This is a genomic window from Neobacillus sp. SRL179 (assembly GCF_984799095.1).
On the sequence record NZ_OZ481792.1, the window covers coordinates 2,307,962 to 2,327,087 of the forward strand.

18 protein-coding genes and 1 pseudogene are annotated in these 19,126 nt (G+C 36.2%); 11 read left to right on the plus strand and 8 right to left on the minus strand.

The features are described 5' to 3' along the window. Nucleotides 1-422: 422 nt before the first annotated feature. The 3 genes from AC4E8C_RS11460 to AC4E8C_RS11470 form a co-directional block, all read right to left on the minus strand. On the minus strand, nucleotides 423-737 hold the full coding sequence (locus AC4E8C_RS11460; RefSeq protein ID WP_490212229.1) for a hypothetical protein: 315 nt from the start codon (nucleotides 735-737) through the stop codon (nucleotides 423-425). Between the two features lie 184 nt (nucleotides 738-921). Next, on the minus strand, nucleotides 922-1,770 hold the full coding sequence (locus AC4E8C_RS11465) for a VanW family protein (protein ID WP_490212230.1): 849 nt from the start codon (nucleotides 1,768-1,770) through the stop codon (nucleotides 922-924). A 526-nt stretch (nucleotides 1,771-2,296) separates the two neighbouring features. Further along, complete coding sequence (locus tag AC4E8C_RS11470; protein WP_490212231.1) at nucleotides 2,297-2,653, minus strand: winged helix-turn-helix transcriptional regulator; 357 nt, start codon at nucleotides 2,651-2,653, stop codon at nucleotides 2,297-2,299. A 176-nt stretch (nucleotides 2,654-2,829) separates the two neighbouring features. On the opposite strand from AC4E8C_RS11470, the gene AC4E8C_RS11475 reads away from it, so the two are divergent. From AC4E8C_RS11475 to AC4E8C_RS11495, 5 genes and pseudogenes are all read left to right on the plus strand, one after another. Beyond that, on the plus strand, nucleotides 2,830-3,159 hold the full coding sequence (locus AC4E8C_RS11475; protein ID WP_007085797.1) for a putative quinol monooxygenase: 330 nt from the start codon (nucleotides 2,830-2,832) through the stop codon (nucleotides 3,157-3,159). A gap of 176 nt (nucleotides 3,160-3,335) precedes the next feature. Next, nucleotides 3,336-3,887, plus strand: coding sequence for an NADPH-dependent FMN reductase (locus AC4E8C_RS11480; protein ID WP_490212232.1), 552 nt, complete (start codon nucleotides 3,336-3,338; stop codon nucleotides 3,885-3,887). A gap of 305 nt (nucleotides 3,888-4,192) precedes the next feature. Then, a pseudogene (locus AC4E8C_RS11485) lies at nucleotides 4,193-4,573 on the plus strand (Rrf2 family transcriptional regulator); the annotation flags it as partial. Further along, entirely contained in the window at nucleotides 4,486-5,067 is a 582-nt protein-coding gene (locus tag AC4E8C_RS11490) for an FAD-dependent oxidoreductase (protein WP_490212233.1), read from the plus strand. The pseudogene AC4E8C_RS11485 and the gene AC4E8C_RS11490, both read left to right, overlap by 88 nt. A 174-nt stretch (nucleotides 5,068-5,241) precedes the next feature. Continuing rightward, nucleotides 5,242-5,991 (plus strand): SDR family oxidoreductase, encoded by a 750-nt coding sequence (locus tag AC4E8C_RS11495; RefSeq protein WP_490212234.1) that lies wholly within the window; start codon nucleotides 5,242-5,244, stop codon nucleotides 5,989-5,991. A gap of 205 nt (nucleotides 5,992-6,196) precedes the next feature. Here the strand turns inward: AC4E8C_RS11495 and AC4E8C_RS11500 are convergent, their stop codons facing one another. Continuing rightward, nucleotides 6,197-7,462: an erythromycin esterase family protein gene (locus AC4E8C_RS11500; protein ID WP_490212235.1), complete on the minus strand. Its 1,266-nt coding sequence runs from the start codon at nucleotides 7,460-7,462 to the stop codon at nucleotides 6,197-6,199. A gap of 330 nt (nucleotides 7,463-7,792) precedes the next feature. On the opposite strand from AC4E8C_RS11500, the gene AC4E8C_RS11505 reads away from it, so the two are divergent. Further along, nucleotides 7,793-9,133, plus strand: coding sequence for an acetyl-CoA hydrolase/transferase family protein (locus tag AC4E8C_RS11505; protein ID WP_490212236.1), 1,341 nt, complete (start codon nucleotides 7,793-7,795; stop codon nucleotides 9,131-9,133). Nucleotides 9,134-9,666: 533 nt separating this feature from the next. Here AC4E8C_RS11505 and AC4E8C_RS11510 read toward each other — a convergent pair. Continuing rightward, nucleotides 9,667-10,428: an AAA family ATPase gene (locus AC4E8C_RS11510; protein WP_490212237.1), complete on the minus strand. Its 762-nt coding sequence runs from the start codon at nucleotides 10,426-10,428 to the stop codon at nucleotides 9,667-9,669. A gap of 282 nt (nucleotides 10,429-10,710) precedes the next feature. Here AC4E8C_RS11510 and AC4E8C_RS11515 point away from each other — a divergent pair, with 282 nt between their 5' ends. Together AC4E8C_RS11515 and AC4E8C_RS11520 are read left to right on the plus strand one after the other, a co-directional pair. Further along, a complete protein-coding gene (locus AC4E8C_RS11515; protein WP_490212238.1) occupies nucleotides 10,711-11,289 on the plus strand; it encodes a biotin transporter BioY in 579 nt (192 codons plus the stop codon). A gap of 354 nt (nucleotides 11,290-11,643) precedes the next feature. After that, a complete protein-coding gene (locus AC4E8C_RS11520; protein ID WP_490212239.1) occupies nucleotides 11,644-12,165 on the plus strand; it encodes a DUF4871 domain-containing protein in 522 nt (173 codons plus the stop codon). 367 nt (nucleotides 12,166-12,532) lie between these two features. On the opposite strand, the gene AC4E8C_RS11525 is transcribed toward AC4E8C_RS11520, so the two are convergent. Then, entirely contained in the window at nucleotides 12,533-13,051 is a 519-nt protein-coding gene (locus AC4E8C_RS11525) for a hypothetical protein (RefSeq protein WP_490212240.1), read from the minus strand. Between the two features lie 629 nt (nucleotides 13,052-13,680). Between AC4E8C_RS11525 and AC4E8C_RS11530 the strand changes: the two genes are divergently transcribed. Continuing rightward, nucleotides 13,681-14,496, plus strand: a complete 816-nt coding sequence (locus tag AC4E8C_RS11530; RefSeq protein ID WP_490212241.1) for a lipid II flippase Amj family protein — start codon at nucleotides 13,681-13,683, stop codon at nucleotides 14,494-14,496. A gap of 266 nt (nucleotides 14,497-14,762) precedes the next feature. Here the strand turns inward: AC4E8C_RS11530 and AC4E8C_RS11535 are convergent, their stop codons facing one another. After that, nucleotides 14,763-16,001, minus strand: a complete 1,239-nt coding sequence (locus AC4E8C_RS11535; protein WP_490212242.1) for an IS110 family RNA-guided transposase — start codon at nucleotides 15,999-16,001, stop codon at nucleotides 14,763-14,765. Nucleotides 16,002-16,896: 895 nt separating this feature from the next. Between AC4E8C_RS11535 and AC4E8C_RS11540 the strand changes: the two genes are divergently transcribed. After that, nucleotides 16,897-17,064, plus strand: a complete 168-nt coding sequence (locus tag AC4E8C_RS11540) for a hypothetical protein (protein WP_490212243.1) — start codon at nucleotides 16,897-16,899, stop codon at nucleotides 17,062-17,064. 280 nt (nucleotides 17,065-17,344) lie between these two features. Then, a complete protein-coding gene (locus AC4E8C_RS11545) occupies nucleotides 17,345-18,241 on the plus strand; it encodes an HNH endonuclease signature motif containing protein (RefSeq protein WP_490212244.1) in 897 nt (298 codons plus the stop codon). Nucleotides 18,242-18,467: 226 nt separating this feature from the next. Here AC4E8C_RS11545 and AC4E8C_RS11550 read toward each other — a convergent pair whose 3' ends face one another. After that, the gene (locus tag AC4E8C_RS11550) at nucleotides 18,468-18,707 is read right to left on the minus strand and encodes a hypothetical protein (protein WP_490212245.1); all 240 of its coding nucleotides are present in this window, start codon (nucleotides 18,705-18,707) and stop codon (nucleotides 18,468-18,470) included. Between the last annotated feature and the right edge of the window lie 419 nt (nucleotides 18,708-19,126).

Below are 19,126 nucleotides of genomic sequence, written 5' to 3' on the forward strand. Positions count from 1 at the left end.
TAAAGAGGCAGGATAGTTGAAGAAGAAATGGACATATGTTCCAAAAAGGATTTATTGATTTCGATACGTTGATTTTTTAAGGAGATAAACTCCAATGATGGTTTATTTATGAGAGCTGTATCGGTGCGTGTACATATGTAAAACAGTAGAAAAAATTACAAAAAATAAAGGGGCTACCTAAATAATAATAAATCATTAATATGTTCTATGTATCAGTGACACTGTAACTCATTTCCTTAATTTACTACCATATAGTTCCTGAGCCTTAATCCCAACCTTCTGATAGATGGTGTGTTTTGAAGTTAATGTAATCAGGAGGTTTGAAGAAACTTTTATACTATACTGAAGATTTAAGTGAAATCGCTATCGGAAAGAATACAAAAGTAGCTAGAGAATGTTATTAAATAAGCACCAGAAAGTGCTTATCTAACAACCTCATCCAGAGAAATGATATTATGCTTTAACTCCTTATTTGAATCTAAAACACCTATTACAAATTGATTATCTTCTGTTATTGTCGCATATCTAAAATGTTCATCCCCATTAATATGGAATGCTGTTTCCTGTTTTGCCTCCAGCTTAGCAAAGACATCGTCTGTGTAATCGAGTGGTAGAAAATCATCTAATCCCTCTGTTGGTCTACCAACCCAATGGAAGAGTAAATTTTTGATTGAGTATTGCTCAATCATCGATAAATTTTTCTTGAATTTTAGTTTATTCACCGATACTGTGTTCACTTAATCACTCCTAAGAAAGTATGTATAGTTTATACTTTAAAAAACCTAACTACAACGGTATTCCTGTAACATAATATTTACATTTTGATTTCGAGTTAATTAAAATAGGGGTCCAATTTGTCAATCCTTTTTCGTATGGGCAAACGGTCAGGTTAGTGAAAAAGAAAAAACCCCAAGTAAATATTTACTTGGGGGGATGTTTTTCATAGGGAAGATATGGAACTTTCTTAGGCGTATATGTAATTACATCAGAAGAATAAATTTCGATTATTAATTTGTTTTCTATCGATTTTGCAAGTATGAGTATAGGTTGATTGTAATTATTTTTAAAGATTAAATCAGGCCCATTCCAACTAACGGTGGCATCCCGCTTTGGTGGAACATAAGAAACCTCTCTACTGTGTGAATTACGCTGAATAATATTTAAACCAGCATTATCAACTGCATTAAAAAGGGTAGACGATACTTGACAAATTCCACCGCCAAAGTCCACTGAAAATTCCCCATTAACGATTACTGTTGCTTGCATATATCCTTTTCCTTCTGTTCTTTCTCCAACCACGTTATTAAAGGAAAATATTTCACCTGGAAAAAGAACATAATTATTAATGGCTTTTACAGCAAGAGAAATATTATTGTTTCTTTCTTTGTTATTGGAATTGAAAAACGTTACATATTCCCCAATTTTTTCACCTCTAATATTTCCAAGTAATTCACTGTCGACCCTTGGATAAATAGCTAGTAAGGGGACTTCTAATGTAGATAAGCCATTATTAAAAAAATAAGAAAAAATATTTTCTGTGAAAACTTGGCGATTTAAACGGTAACCTAGTTGTTCAGGTATAATATTCCCGTTTTTATCTATAATTGCATTTTTGGGATTTTTAGTTACATGCTGGTCAATACCGTCCATGAATATTTTAAACTTTTTTGTATCCAAAATGGATAATATAGGTAAGTGTAACGAAAAGGTAGTACGGTTGGCAACGGAGATAGGATCACTGTTGTTAGTGACTACTAAACTTCCTGGCATAATCACTTGTTGAGATAAAATTATTAGTCCAAGCCTCCAACTAAAATTCCTATGCGTAAAACCTCCCTGATTTAATTATGAGTTAAAATAACCATTTCATGTAATTGCAGCTATTCTTTTATTACGGTCATTTCTGGAAATAAAACCTTTACACCAATTATTGTTAAAAAACTTTCATTTAAAGAAAAGGGTGTAAGAGTTCAAGATAAAAATGAGTTGCAGCGGCAACTCATTTTCTTATTGTGCTAACGGGCAGGATAGTTGAATAAGGTTAGTCATGATTAGGAGTATTTTACTTTGAATATTGAACTAGTTGAAATAAATAGAAAGTAGTTTATTCGAAAGCGAAAAGGACTATTATTTGGTATTATATACCTAGGACGCTACCCCCGTTTTTAACTACATTAAGGAAGCTTTAATGGTCTTAAAGAATCAGTCGAGGCCATCTACTTCGAATTAAAATGGCCAAATCTTAGTACAACAATAAAATACCTTACATATAAGGTGTTATAAGCTGGTTTCCTCATTAAGAAGCCTCTTCTGGTTGTGCGATTTCAAATTCACCTTCTGCATACTCTTGCTCCGCATAATGGCTTCCCCATTGACAGAGCTCCTGCAAGATAGGTTTAAGAGATTCTCCAAGTTCAGTGGATGAATATTCAACCTTCGGTGGTACTTGATTATACATCTTTCTGCTCACAAGTCCACTGTCTTCAAGCTCTCTAAGTGTTTGAATCAGCATTTTCTGAGTTATATTTGGGACAATGCGCTTTAATTCACTCGTTCTCTTTGGTCCATTCATTAAAAAGTATAATACAAGACCTTTCCATTTTCCGCCAATGATTTCCTTTGTCACTTCAAAACCACAACTAAATTTTTTCAAGTCTAAACCTCTCCATTCCACATTTATTACTTTTTAGTTACTATATCACAAAAAAGTGGGTACTTCCGTTAATGTGCTTACTGAAGGATACTATATCTTGTAAGTTGTTCTTCAAGTACTTGGGGAATGGTGTAACGGAATCGCCGCAAAATATAAAATTTATAGGAGGAGTCAATATGACCAATCAACAAGTTCAACTCAATATTCGTTTTAAGGCTAAACCAGGGAAGAAAGAAGAATTCCGCAAGGAGCTATCTTCCCTTATTGAGGAGATGTCATCCGAGAAGGCATTCATTAGCGCCATTGTATCGGACGATCTGGATCAGCCGGATGACTTGATCATTTATGAAACATGGCAAGGCACGAGAGATAGCTGGCTTGCGGAAGAATTTATTAAACCATACCGCAAGAATTACGAAGGAACACTGGGCGATTTAATTGTGGATAGAAGCGTCAGCTGGTTGCAACCGAAGGGCGAATGGGGAAGTCATATAACGAATGCGTGATGACGTTGAATCTTTAATCATTTAACCGAAGAAGGCAAACGCCTTGAAAGTGTGGTTATCCCTATTCTTAGGGATACCCATAAAACCGTATTGAATGGAATAACGGATGAACAATCCGAAGTGTAACATAATTTAATTTCAAAAATTATTACCAATACATCAGGAGGAAATAAAGGATGAATATTGTTGTACTCGTAGGAAGTCTAAGGAAAGAGTCTTATAACATGCATCTGGCTAAAACAATGCAGGAAAGATACAAAGAAAAAATGAACTTGGAAATTGCCGACATCCGTTCCTTGCCTCATTTTGATCAAGATGAAGAAAACAATCCGCCGCAGTCTGTAAAAGAATTCAAAGAGGCAGTTTCAAATGCTGACGGAGTTGTCATTATTACTCCGGAATACAACTGGTCGATTCCTGGTGTTTTGAAAAACGCCTTGGACTGGGCTTCGAGGGTGGATAAGGTTTTCATTGGCAAACCAGTCATGGCTCTCGGTGCGACTATGGGAATGCTCGGAACCGTGCGTGCCCAAATGCATTTGCGTGAAATTCTGGATGCCCCTGGCATTCAAGCAAGAATCCTTCCTCCGGGCGGAAATGAAGTACTAATCGGTTTTGCCCATCAGAAGTTTGATGAACAATCAGGCCAATTAGTTGACGAAGGAACGCTTAATTTCTTGGACAGTAAAGTCGAAGCATTTATTGACTTTGTAAAATCACAAAATTAAATGAACAACAAAAAGACCGGCCCGCAATATGGCCGGTCTTTTCGCTTACCTGAGGAGGTGTCTGCCAGGTAAGGTGGATATGGCGGCTAACGGGATCCTCCTCCTATGGACAGGTACGTTCTACCCCAGCTACCGTAATGATAAAACTATATAAAAAATGGTCACCCAGAAATATCTGGCTGACCTTATAATACGAACGTGGCAGGTTGAATAAAGCAGGTATCTAGACAATCGTTTTTACACAATTCTAATAGATATTAGAGAGTCTTATAGTCTTTAATAGATAGGAAGGGTTGAATACATAGAAGTACTCAAAAGCAACTAATTACGCTTTTCATACAATGTTAAATTTAGCCTTGTCAAAATCAAGCAAACCAATAGGGGTACAGACACTAGCAGAAAAGCTGAATGTTTCACCAACTTACTTATCTAAAATCCTAACCAAGCTTGTAAAAGAAGGAATGGTATCTTCTGTGTCAGGAGCAAATGGTGGATATTCATTGACAAGAGGCTGGGAATCCATTTCTTTTCTTGATATTATTTTTGCTATTTAGGGAAAGTCATCATTGTTTGAGTGCGGATTAGACCATGGACCTCAATGTCAGATCCAAAAAGTAATGTTGAAGTCCGAAGAAAAAATGGAAAAAGTCTTTTCAGCTGTCCTTATTGTGATGGCTGGGAGTTGAAAGACCTTCCGCTAATGATTATTTCAGAAAGCCACTCTGCTTTCCATATGGCTAAAACAGTTTACAATTGGAGCAAAGACTTAATTGTTTGTACCAATGGAAAGAAGATATTAACGGTAGAGCAAAAGAATATGTTACAAAGAAAAGGAATTAAAGTATATGAGCAAAAAATTAAATCTCTAATTGGCGGAAATGGGAGTTTAGAAGCTGTAATTTTTGAGGATGGTGAAGAGGTAAAGAGGAATGGAGGATTTGTGACACCTGAATGGATTCAAGCCACCACTTTCGGTCAATCTTTAGGATGTAAAACACACGAGCTCGGTGGAATTATAACTGATCAATTTGGCAGAACTAATATTGAAGGGCTATATGCCGCAGGAGATACATCAGTTATTGCTCCTTCACAAGTGATTATTGCAGCAGCGGAAGGTTCTAGAGCCGCAATGGGAGTCAATACAGACTTATCTCAAGATGATTTTAATTATACTATTTAAAAACTTTGTGAAACAATGTACTTAAACTATAGGGGGCGATTCTTCAATAACGAGGGATCGCTTTTTCTTTATTGAATTACCTATGCAGGATAGTAGAATAAAGATCTCAACTTCTGAATAATACAATAAAAAAGATAATCCTTACAGAATGGAGTGTTGTATTTGAGGATATTGGTGACTGGTTCAACAGGACAACTAGGTTCAGTTTTGTTAAATCAACTAAAAGGCTCTGATTATGAAGTTAAAATAACTTCGAGAAGAAAGCCTGAAGGAATAGAACATTTTGAGTGGGTTTATAGTGATTTATTGTCTGGTGAAGGTTTAGAGGAAGCAATAAAAGATGTAGATGTCATTATTCATGCAGCAACAAGTCCAATTAAAAATTCAAAAGACATAGAGGTTAAAGGGTTTGAAAACTTTTTAAGTAAATTGCAATACATAAAACATTTTATTTATCCATCCATTGTAGGCATTGAGGAAATACCATTGAAATATTATAAACTTAAATACGAAGCAGAAGACTTGTTAAAGAATAGTTCTATTCCTTTTACAATTGTACGTGCAACTCAATTCCACGGCTTTATTGAAAATTTACTTTTATCCAAACCTCTCTTTAAGAGGTATGTGATCCCTGGAAGCATTAAAATTCAGAGCGTGGATGTAGGTGAATTTGCTAAACATTTAATAGATTTGATTAACATGGGTCCTCAAGGAAGAACTGATGACTTTGGTGGACCAGATATTATGACGTTAAGAGAAATGGCTGAGCTAAAAATTAAGATAAATAATGAAAAAAATAAAATTTTAAGCATTACTTTGCCAGGAAAACTTTACAAATCTTTCTGCGATGGGAAAAACACCAATTTTATACAAAGAACCGGGAATATATCATTTGAGAATTATCTTAAAAATAAGATAGATTAAGGATGTGTATGGTAAAAAGTTGATATCACATAAGGATATAGAGCGACTCTATTTTTCACAGCTTTTTCATAGATGGATTGTTGATTGGTACAGGCGGAACATTTCAATCGCCAAATGCGACATCGAGGACCATCAAAATGCCGGTGCCTGGCCCGCGATGTAGTAATGCAATATTCCACAGGGGGCCAGTCACCAGGCTACCTCGCTATAGAAAGACTGTTTCTACTTCCAGCGGTTTGAGTGCATGTGTGTTAGTAACATAGATAAAGGCATCGTATCTTTTCGACATCCTGGATGGAACATAGTTACCTAGATGTTCGTATTTCGGGTTGTATACGACTCCAATCGCTCGATGACCAATGGGGTGGTTAAAGAGTTCTTTGTTTTGTTCGTTGAAAATCAATATTTTATCAGAAGCTCCGGCCTTATACATGAGGTCTTCCCAGCTGCCTGCTTCTGCTGGCGGCGTGATCATGATTTTAAAATCATCGCCCCATCGGTCAGCGGCAATGACAGAGCCCCGATTTGTTCCAAAGCCGACGATATAGACTTGTTCGTCGCCTTCTTGCTCTCTTAAAATTTGGCCAACATTGACCATTCCTTCGTCTGCCATATCCGTTGCTCTGGCATCGCCTAAATGGGTATTGTGCTCCCAAACAATTCCTTTTGCCTTGTTAGAAAAGAAAGCCATGATGCGATTAAGTGCTTCAACCATATGACGGTCACGAATATTCCACGACTCGGTATCATCAACCATCATTGTACGGTAATAGTTCTCTGCGTTAGCCGTTATGAGTGCATTCACCTCAAGATTTAATCCGCTCTCTTCATTTTCGGAGTGGGTATTTCTCTTTAAGCAAATTTCAGTTAAAAGCTTGACCACTTCATCTCGACAATCCTCATTGTAAAAGGCTGCGGAGACTCCATATTTCTCAGGCTGCCGATTAAACGGCTCGAAACAGGCAAATGCTTTTCGAGCTGCCTCCAGTTCGGGTGACTTTGATTTTTTCAGATACCGAAGTATTTCATCCATCGACTCCCATAGACTATAGACGTCAATCCCATAAAAACCAACCTTCTTTTCATGTGGCTGCGATTGATTATATTGCTTCAGCCATTCAATAAAGTCAACGATTTCCTCATTGGCCCACATCCATGTCGGCCAGCGGTTAAAGGCTTGAACGACATCGCGGGCATGGGGATTTTTACGATCCCACCCTTTGATATAATGGTTCACTAGCTGACATGCTGGCCAATCTCCTTCCACTGCGATGAACGTAAAACCTTTCTCCTTAATGAGCCGTTTCGAAAGTTCCGTTCGTATTTTATAAAATTCTGAGGTGCCATGTGAGGATTCCCCAAGTAAAACAAACTTCTGCTGACCAATTTCCCGGATTACCACATCTAAATTTTCTGAGTTCGTAAACGGCACCGCAAAATCCCGTATCGCCTCAACAAACACTTTCTCCATTATTCACCCTCCGAAAATAAACAATTGTACTTTTTAGGATGCTAAAATTCAGAGGTTTCATGCATGAATGAAGTAATGCAGCCACATTACATATTGTCAATCGGTAAGGTTAGTGCTAAAATCTCATTTAGTACTAGGAGTTAGGACCTGGCTATATACATATGAAAAATTTTCCCATGATGTTGGTTTTTTTGATAGGGAAGAGCGATCCTCATTGAGTTTCAAAAATTTTGTGTTAAAGGGAATGGACCTTCTTTATGAGAGTAATAAATATTCGGAATCTATATGGAATTAAATAACTTATTATTTTGCAGTTTGGGAGGAAATAAAATGGATGTAGGAGCAGAATACCAGGCAAAGTTAAGAAGCGCTGAAGAGGCAGTAAAAATGGTTCATTCAGGAGACTGGGTGGATTTCGGCTTTGGCGTGACCATGCCGATTGAGCTTGACAGAGCCTTAGCCGCAAGAAAAGAAGAACTAGCAGATATTAAAATAAGAGGAATGTTGTTAACGCGAGTGCCGGAAGTGGTCAAGGCTGACCCAAAACGGGAAACCTTTTATTATAATAGCTGGCATTTTAGTGGCGTGGACAGACAGCTATATAAACAAGGTTTATGTGATTTTATTCCCATGGTTTATCGGAATAAACCCGTATTTTACAGAAGTTATCTGAAAGTGAATGTGGCCATGATTCAAGTAACACCCATGGACCAGCATGGATTTTTTAACTTTTCCCTTACGAATTCCGCAACAAAGGCAATACTTGAAACAGCAGATACGGTTATTTTAGAAGTAAATCAAAACCTGCCACGGGTGTTAGGTGGTTTCGAAGAGTGCATACATATTTCTGAAATCGATTATATTGTTGAAGGACAAAACCCAGCGATTCCCACCCTGCCTAGAGTGAAGAGCAAAGAAGTGGACAAAGAAATTGCCCAATTTGTTGTAGAAGAAATGGCAGATGGATCCACCATCCAGCTAGGCATTGGTGCTTTACCCTCTGCGGTGGGTGAATTGATTGCCCAATCAGATTTAAAAGATTTGGGCTGCCATACCGAAATGCTAGTGGATGCATACCTTGATATGTATAATGCCGGAAAACTAACTAACAGAAAAAAGACCATCAACCGAGGAAAAGCAGCATGGTCCTTTGCACTTGGGTCACAGGAACTTTATGACTGGGTAAAAGACAACCCTTTTCTTGCCTCTTTTCCAGTTGATTATGTAAATGACCCTCGCGTGATTAGACAGCAGAAAAACATGGTGGCGATTAATAACGCGGTTGAAGTCGACATGTTTGGCCAGATTTCTTCTGAGTCATCTGGGATAAACCAGATCAGCGGAACAGGCGGGCAATTGGATTATGTGGATGGTGCCTCTCTTGCTGAAGATGGAAAAGCATTTATTTGCCTAACCTCAACCTATCGAGATAAAAATGGTGAAGTTCATTCCCGGATTGTCCCTACTCTTCATGCAGGTGAAATTGTTACCGTCCCGAGATCCCAATCTCAATACATTGTGACGGAATTTAGGAAAGTCAATTTGGCCGGCCGGTCCACGTGGGAACGTGCAGAGCTTTTAATCTCCATTGCCCATCCAGATTTTAGAGGAGGACTAATTGAAGAGGCAGAGAAGATGAAAATCTGGAGAAGGACGAACAAAAGAATGTAAAGAACTACGAATCATAAAAAAGATTGCCTGCATGGAGATAACGGGTTTACTTGTGAAATACAAATCTAATCACATAGCAAATCAAATAACTTCATAGTATGTTTCACAGGCAAAAAGGCTTAGGGTTGCGAATATCTTTAAGCCTTTTTTTAGATTTCCTCTTTTACCTAGGTGCTCTTGAGTTGTACAATTTCATTAGATTCTAAAAAGATTTTGATAAATAGGCGGAGAATGTTCTCTTATTTAGAACATAGCACTGAAAATAGCTGAAATAGGCGGACAGATTCCGGCTATTGTCTTGAAAAATGCAAAATGGGCAATTTTTCTTTGATTAATCGGAATATCTCCGCTTATATCTAGCTTTTTTAGCTCATAATTTACATTAGACGGAAATTCTCCGCTTATGGATTTCATACCTTTCCTTTGGCGAATCCCTTTGCTAATTACCACTCTTTATCGTTGGTTATTACACCTGTTTTTCCACTTTTTGCACTCCAAAAGAGAACTCGTTTCCTGGACAGGCAATCTTAAAATTAACTTTCCTCGTTTAGTAAATGATGAATTAAACGATCTTTATCATCGAAAAATTGTTTCATTATTTTATAGTGATCGGTTTCCTCCAGAGTCGTTTCCTTTATCCCGTTTTTTGTCATTTCTAAAATTTTGGAGGATGGATACGACATTAATAAGGGAGAATGAGTGGCAATAATGAATTGGGAATTTTCGTTCGTTAATTCATGGATTCTAGATAACATTGATAATTGTCTTAGTGGCGAAAGCGCCGCTTCTGGTTCGTCGAGAATGTATATCCCATCTCCTCCGAACCGGTTCATGAAGGTAGAAAAAAATGCTTCACCATGTGATTGGTTATGAAGGGGAACACCTCCAAAAGAATCAATGACTCGGGATCCACCAAGAGGATCCGAATCCAATTCTTCAATGTTAGAGGCCAAGTTATAAAAACTTTCCGCACGAAGGAAAAAACCATCTCTTGGTTTGTTTACACCTCGTATGACTTTAATATGATCACTAAGGTTGGAATAAGAATCGAAGGTAGAAAAACGAAAATTTAACGACCCGCCTTCAGGGTTGAAACCAAGTGATATTGCAATGGCTTCCAACAAAGTGGATTTCCCCATTCCATTTTCTCCCACAATAAACGTAATATTTGGATGAAAGTAAAGCTCGGTTAACTGCTTTATGCTTGGAATAGTAAAGGGGTATTTTTGGAAAGAAGGAACAGAATCCCTCGTTAATTGAATGCCTCTTATATAATTGCTAGTAAAAAAATCCATGATCAACCCTCAATTTCGTTCATTATTATTTATCATTTTACCAAAAAAAGCAAAATCATAAAATGAACCTGTTGCAAATAAATAACTCGAGGTTAGTTCAACAAGTTGGAAAAGTGCCATTTCTTTTTATGTTTCATTTCAAACCCTTTCAGATACTTCAAAATCAATCATCGGAGGTGCACTGGCACCTCTTTTTTTGGGTTGACAAATTTTTCAAATATAAATATAGTTTAATTGTTAACCTAACAATAAAATAAGTTTACATTTGAAAGGGAGAAACAAATGACAAATAAAAAATTGAAATTAAGAATGATGATTGTAACAGCACTTTTTGCTGCAATCATTGGCGTAATGGCTCAAATTACAATTCCACTTCCGCTCGTTCCAATTACAGGACAAACCCTTGCCATTGGTTTAGCAGCAACAATCCTAGGTTCTCGTTATGGAACCTTATCGGTCATTTTATATTTAATTATTGGTTCTGCAGGAGTACCTGTATTCGCTGAATTTTCTGGTGGAGTTTCAAAGCTTATCGGACCCACAGGAGGTTATTTAGTGGGCTTCCTTCCAGCTACCTTCCTAATCGGATGGTTTATGGAAAAAACAGCCTTCAACTTCAAGAATGCTGTGATTGCTAATAGTATTGGAATGCTCGTTACTTTGGCATTCGGAACTGCTTGGCTAAAGATTGCTGCCGAGCTTTCTTGGCCAGCTGCTTTTGCAGGAGGATTTACTCCGTTTATTATTGTTGGATTAATCAAGGCTGCCCTTGCTTCGTGGATTGGTGTCTTAATTCGAAACCGATTAATTTCTGCTAGGCTATTGTTTTCAGAAAAAATAGACCAAACAAAATCAGCCTAAAAAATTTTAATGTTTGTAGTTTATGCTTCAGATCCATCGCAGGGAAAGGCTAATATACTTTTAATTCGGCCGTAAATGTGTTCCAATCCTTGTAAATATGTACTGTTTCGTAATTTAGTAGAGAGATTAATGGAGAGGGTCTTGTTGAATTAACCTGCCACGTTACTGAAATATTTCCTTCTTAATATTACTATGTATAATTGGCTTTACAACTGATGTTTAAATGAAAAGGTTAAGGTAAGTTAAAACTGGATTTTCCATAACAATGAAAAAAATTGATTCAGTTGTTTTTATAGCAGGTTTTTATCTATTTATCTCGAATATTAAATGGAAATAATTTGTAAGAGGTGACATATGAAGAAGGTTCTTATTTCAATTTGTACATTTTTGCTACTAACGGGTTGTTCAAATGAAAGTTCATCTTCGGTTAAGCAAAATGATACATCTCCTTCATCAGAAACTAAAACGGAAGAATGGCAAGTTAGCCCTTCCTTTACGATCCCCAAACCAGGTCCAAATGGGAAAGAAGTACCTTATGGTTTACGAGGGGTTAAAGGCAAGTTTGCTATTGTTGATGCTCCAGTTAAGGCTGGTACAAATAATAAGCAGTTACCTCATTTCTGGGGAGGAACACCAGAAAAGACGGAAGAGTTATTCAATATGCAGGTGAAAATAGTAGGAACGAGTAAAGAGGACGGAAAAACTGTTACAGCTTTTGAAAGTTCTATTGGTGTCCCGAACGAAGATATAATAAAACCTCCACATCACTATGCTGAATCTGTAGGTTATTTGAATTTACCTTCAAAAGGAATTTGGAAATTGGATGCCTATATTGAAGATAACCTGTTTGGTAGCATTATAATTGAAGTCCAATAAAGTTTTTTGTAAATTTGATAATCATTATACGAAAGATAAAAGAAGCTTTGTTTAACTTCTTTTATTTATATTCAATTAAATGGGCTTTACTTCATAAGGGGTAAAGCCTTTTTTATTCAATTTAACGCGGCAAATTGGTCCGTTTTGTTGAAAAAAAACTCCATTTGTATCACTTGAATTTACCTTAGTAAGATTGTGAAAAATTGTACTTAAACTAAAGAAGCAGGATAGTTTAATAAGGTATAGGAAATTATAAAGAAAACTCGCTAAAAGTGTAGCGAGTTTTAGGCTTTTCGTGTGCCGAAATGGAAGTTATAATAATCATTTCAGTTTATTCCTAACTTCTCATTTTAGGTTGCTATCTTAATTATTTTTTTGCTTCAATTAACACTTCTGTTTTGTTATTGGTATCTCTAAAAAGTTCAGAAGCATTTCGTATCTCTTCATAAAATGCCTCATAGTCGCCTCTACCTCCATTACCTATATAGGGTACTGGATTAGTCGCCAAAGCTGCTGTCAGTTTGTATGCTTTTTGCATATCCAGCAAACTGTCATAGGCTTTTTCGTACTCTTTCGAGGGATTTTCTAATTTTTTAACTTTCTTTTCAATTTCTTTAAAACGATTTATACTCTTTTGTATTGTTCCTTTCTCAACGTAATTATTGTAGGTTCCTATGACACCGAGCTCTCCATTATTAAAGCTGAGTTGAGAAACTAAATCATTCGACCATCTTTCGGCATAATGTTCAGCTATCTCTAAATTTTCATTCCCGTACTTATCCATCTCAATATGAATTTTTTCAATATCCTTTAAGTATTGCTTTTCACTGGAATTACAGGCAGATAATATGAAACAGACCAGGACTAAAAAAAGAAGTCTTCTCAAAACATCTCCTCCTATATTTTTACTTTGGACTTACAATGTTCCTTTCCCCAATTTATTTGTCGAAAAACCATAGTTACTCATATGAAAGTGCAGGTATAGCATATTTAGGGAACGTTGGTGTAGTTTGGTTTGGCTTATCTTTTTTCTATTTGGCCTATATACATTGTTTCAGACTTATATCTTATCTAAAAAGAGTCCACTATTGAACGAACGTATAACTTCTCTTACTTTTTGGATATTTTTCATTTGGTTTGTTTATTCTGTTTTTTCACCCTTTGTAAAAGGTAAAATTAAGATAATAAGTTATCGGGTGCGTTGATCCAGGAAGGATTAACGCTTATTTTATGAATTAACGCTCATTTCTGTGCTCTTTTAGCAGCTATTAATGTATGTGGAATAAGTCCGAGCTAGGTCCCAAAACTGCATAATAGATAGAAAAAAGGTAATGAGGGGTTTGAAAATGAATCGTGGTTGAGGGGCTATCTGGGAAAATACCAATTGTTCGGCAATCGGGCCAATTAGTTGAATAAGGAAATCAATATTATTAGAATTTTTAGCACTTCAAAATAATTCCAAAACAATATAATTTAATTTATAATATGCCTATCATTATTTTTAAGGAGATATTTATGGAACTAATTACAGGCAAGGTCTTATTAATTTCTCTGTTCATATTGATAATTACAATGATTGAAACATTAGCTTATTCAACTAGAATTTCAGGAGCACGAGTAAAATTAATTGCAACAGCATTATCCTTGTTTAGTACACTGGTAATTGTTTCAAGGTTTTCTACGATGTTTCAACAACCTTTGACAGCTAAACTGATTGCAGAAGCACCAGATATAAACAAATTACACCACATTGAGGAACAATATAGAATTTTAATCGGTGTAACTACAATTGGCGTATTGTTCGGCATTCTGTTGTTTCCAACCTTCATTAATATCTTTTCAAGAGCTATTGTGCAGCTTTCAATTCAACGAGGTTCAATAATTGGATTGTTTGCTAATCAATTCAATCGAAATGGCATAAGTAAAATTTTTATGTGTTTTAGGCTACCTAGATTTACATATCTAAAGGGAATTACCTGGAAAACTATTCCGAAACGAATCTTCGTGATTAATGTTATCATTTCAGCTGTTTTTACAATTGGGGTACTATCCTCAATATATGCATCTATGTTAGTACCTAAAGATTATGCTCAGGCTGCATCAATGTCTTCTGGGATTATAAATGGTATAGCAACAATTTTATTATCATTGTTTATTGACCCTAAGGCTTCTGTATTAGCTGATAAAGTAATGAAAAAACAAACTAATTATATCTATTTAAAAAGTTATTCTTTGACAATGATTAGTTCTAAATTTTTGGGTACTGTTGTGGCTCAATTACTGTTTATTCCTGCCGCATATTATGTAGCTTGGTTTGCTAAGTTGATTTAATGGGTTATTGCTAAATTAACGTATGCTAGAGTAAAACTAGGAGTTGCTTCGGCAACTCTTTTTGTTGTGTCAACTAAAGGGATGAATTGACATCCTTTTTTTCAGGATTGTGAAAAGATACACTTAAGCGCAACCAGCTAATAGTTTGTCAACATTTTTCAATAAAAAGTTTAATAACGTCATGATATACTAAAAATGTACATGCCAAATAACCTTCCTCTTTTCTATTATTGGAAGGTTTTGTTGTATTTAGTTAGATATAGGTTCTAAGCTATATCTTGGAAAGAAGTTCTGCTTTTTAGTAAGGCATAAATCCAATGTAAGAGTTTGTTTACACAAGCAATAATGGCTACTCTAAAGGGTTTTCCTTCTTCTCGTTTCTTATCGTAAAACGCTCGTAGTCTTCTATTGCGTGGAATGATCTCATCCGTCGTTTTCTTTTTACGGGAATCCCGAATTCCACTTTGAACAGCCATATACAATTCGTGGCGAAGCCTACATGAGCCACGTTTGGTTATTCGGTTTACTGATGCAGTAAACTTTCCAGAAGAGTACACACTAGGATCTATGCCAGCGAAGGCAACTAACTTCTTGGCATCATTAAACCGATCTATCTCTCCGATTTCAGAAATAATCGTGGCAGCGATTTTTTCTCCGACTCCAGGGATAGATTGAAGGATCTCATATTCTTCAATTTCACGAGCGAGGGCATCTATTTCATCCGCAATATTGGATAAATGCTCTTGGTATTGAAGAACAATCTTAACCAAGATTTCAAGGTTAAAAATATGACTATCGTAGAGATTGTTTTGAAAAGGATCACAAATGGCTGCTTCTCTTAACTTCTGTGCCTTTTCCTTTGCCCATGACTCCGAACGACCCATACATAACGAACCTATCTTATCAGTTAATTCTTTTTCACTAACACTTAATACTGCCTTAGAAGTAGGGAATTCTAGTAAAGTAAGCAAAGATACCTTTGAATAGAGGCTTCCAAAGACTCCTCGGTACTCAGGAAAGACCTGATCAATTAAGGAATGTAGCTGTATCTTTGTTTTCGCTGATATTTCTGCAATACTCTCTTGTTGCCTTGTTAGATTACGAAGGTTTAAGAGTTGAACACCACGCTTCTTGTAAGGCTCAAGCTCCTCTTTATAAAACAGTTCACAAAGATGATAAGCATCAATCGCATCAGTTTTTACCTTTCGGAGGCTTGAGCTTTTGGCTCTATGTGAGATAAGTGGATTGACGATGATATAAACATAATTTTGTTCCTCTAAAAACTGAATTACGGGAATATGATAGTGCCCAGTTGATTCTAAAACGACCGAAGGTTGATAACCATCTGCTGCCTTTTCCACCTCTTGAAGGAATTCTAATAAACTTTCTAACCCTTTAAGATCATGTTTAATACTAAAACTCTTACGATATGGTTTACCTTTATCTAAAAATGCTTGAACTTGGCTTTCTCCTTTTGATACATCCAGACCAATCACTGGATTCATATTGATTTCTCCTCCTCCTAGAAATACATATTAGTCGGTATCCCCTAAAGCTGCTTGTAATGTCATAGGTTCGCTTGTTAAACGGGATCATGGTCCCAACCAGCCTGAAACATGTTTATACAAGTAGGGGGTGAACAGTTTAGCTGACGGGATCTAGTCACATTGGGGCGACGTTCTACCCCGACTACCGTAATCATATGACCATATAAAAAAAGGTCAACCAGAAAAATCTGGCTAACCTTATATTACGAACGGGGGCAAGAGTTAAAGAACAAGCTGCCATTCCTGTGCAGCATTTTCTTGTTGAGTTAACGGGACATGTTAGTTAAACAAAATAAAGGGAATTTAATGGGAAATGACGAATAGTATTGTAAAAATGCTGAACGGCTGCAATGTTAATATATAATATTCTCAGAGTAGTTTAGTATTTAGGGGGAAAGATTGGATATTATGAAGGAATTTTATTGGCAATCGATTATTTTGATATTGATAGGCTTATTCGATTGGTTCGTATCTAGTAGACTTGATAAAGATAAAAGAAATCAATTTCACCTATGGGTAGCTGGAATCACTTTTACTGGTTTCTTAATTTACATATTCATTAGGTAATTTTAGTAATGGACAAAAGGCACGCATATTTATTCAGTTATTCAAGTTTGTGCATGAATTCACTTCAACTAAAGGGTGCGATACTTCAAGAAGAAGATCGCCTTTTTTTCTTTTTCCATGTTATTAGAACTACAAGAAGCCTTAAAGTTTGCTAGTAAAATTGCAGAAGGAAAGAAATTTAATACCCTATTAGAAATTGAAGATGATATTAGGCTATACGGCCAAAATAATCTAGCTGAAAGAACCTTCTTTTTTAGAAAGTAGCATTCTTAGGAGGAGGGGAAAAATGAAATTCACACCTGATGAACTAGAAAAGTTTAAAAAGGGAATTCACGTTGAACACTTGGAAGATAAAGACCTTAGTCTTGAGTTTGGACTAGACAAGGACGATTGCCTAGGACGTACCTATCCTGGTGTGGCAGACGAAAATGAACTAGAAGAAAATGAAAAGTAGTTACTCTTTAGTAATACAACAGAAATTTAATAATTTATTTCTCCTAAAACCACTCAATAATTCGTTCTAGGTAGAATTGCGAAACAGAATCCCAAGCTATTTAAACATTGGGAAACAGGTATCAAGCCAACGGCTGAATAATGGGAGCCGGATGAGTCGAGAGGTTCACGTCCGGTTCTGAGAGGGACTGCTGGGGAGGTTCCAGCGGTCTACTTGCCTCAAGATTTTCACAAACTCTTATAAATCAGCTATTAGAATATATCACGCCGCCAAAGGATACTTGAAAAATCAATTGAACCTTGATATATCTACCGAGAAATCAGCGATCACTAATCTAAGAAAAAGAAAATCCGATTTTCTAGGTTTTTCTCTCGAAGCAGTATCCAATCTTAATAAGTATGTAGCCAATACACACATCATGGATAAAAAGAAGAAAAGCATACTAGAAAAACTTAGATGTCTAATTCGTGAAATTCAAAATAAGCCAACACCAAAAACTGTTTTAAAGTATAACGCTTATATACTCGGAATAAAAAATTACTTTATGGTCGCAACACATATTAATAAAGACCTTGGAAAAATAGCCTACCATCTAACGAAAACCTTGTATAATCGTCTAAAATCAATTGGGAAATATGGAATACCCATTAATCCACCGGGAACATACAAGAGACTTCATAAGAATAATTTTAAAACATATAAAATTGCTGGTCTGTATTTATTTCCCTTAGGGGACATTCAAACAAGGAATGCTATGAATTTCAGTCAAGATATATGTAACTACACAAAAGGAGGAAGGCTGAAACTTCATCAAAATCTTAGGGCTGACATTGCCATAGAAATAAACAAGATGTTGCAAATACCTTACGGTAAAGAGAACTTAGAATTTGTAGATAACAGAATTTCAAGGTACTCAATGCAACTAGGCAAATGTGCAGTAACAAGGGAAATTTTGACATCCGATAAGGTGAACTGTCACCATAAGTTACCCCGACATATGGGTGGCACAGATGAATTTAGCAATCTTGTAATCGTGCATGAAGATGTACATAGATTAATCCATGCTACTAATGAAACGACGATTGAACGATATAGGAACATTCTTCAATTAGATGGTAAACAATTGAAGAAGCTAAACCAATTTCGTAAAGTTTGTAATTTAATTGCTTTAGTCTAAAAGAATAAGATGGAACGCCTAATGCGGTGAAAATCGCACGTTGGGTGTGGAGCAGGGGAAAAGATGGAGATTACATCAAAGTCTTACCTATTGCTATTAAAGTAACGGGGGTACAAGAGTTATAGATCTAGCTGCCATTTTTGGCGGCCTTTTTTGAGCTAACGGTTGTAGGAAAGAAATGGTTATACATATTAGATATGACCAATATGTATAACCATTTAATTTTTCAACCTTTTTTTAAATTAGGTCTTGATAAGGAGTCAGCCCTTTGTAATTTCACAATAAACACTTGTTGTACCGAAATGATAAGTAACAGTATGATGACGACCCATACATACGGTTTTAAGCCGAGCAGGAATGCTCCGATTGTGGGGAATAGTTTGGGAAACATAGCAATTAATATGCCTATAACCACTCCGATGATTGTAAAGATTAAAGTTAATAGTGCAATACTGTTTTGGTTCATTTTGAAATTTCCTCCTATATTTTGGATTTTGAGAAAAGCGATTTTAGGTTAGGCCGGTTGACTTTTTTCTCACAGGGATTATAAGCAGTTCTTAATCATTTCTTAAAAGGGTTTTCGTCGAACTTGGTCTGACCTAGATACGCTGCATAAACTTCTGGTTGACCCTCTTTTTATGCTCTCGTATAAATAAAGCCGAAATTGAAAATTGACTCCCTGATTTAACCTCATATTTCTGTTTTTAAGAAAAAAAATTTTATCCATCCTATATAGTGAATTACCGGGAGAATTTACTTATTTCATGATGAACATGTGTCCTACTTAGATAATTGAAAAATTCGCCGATTTTATTCCTTTGAAATTGCTTGAGGATGTTTTAACCTGGCTTAACATACAGGATGGACTTGTGGGGGGGGGGATTG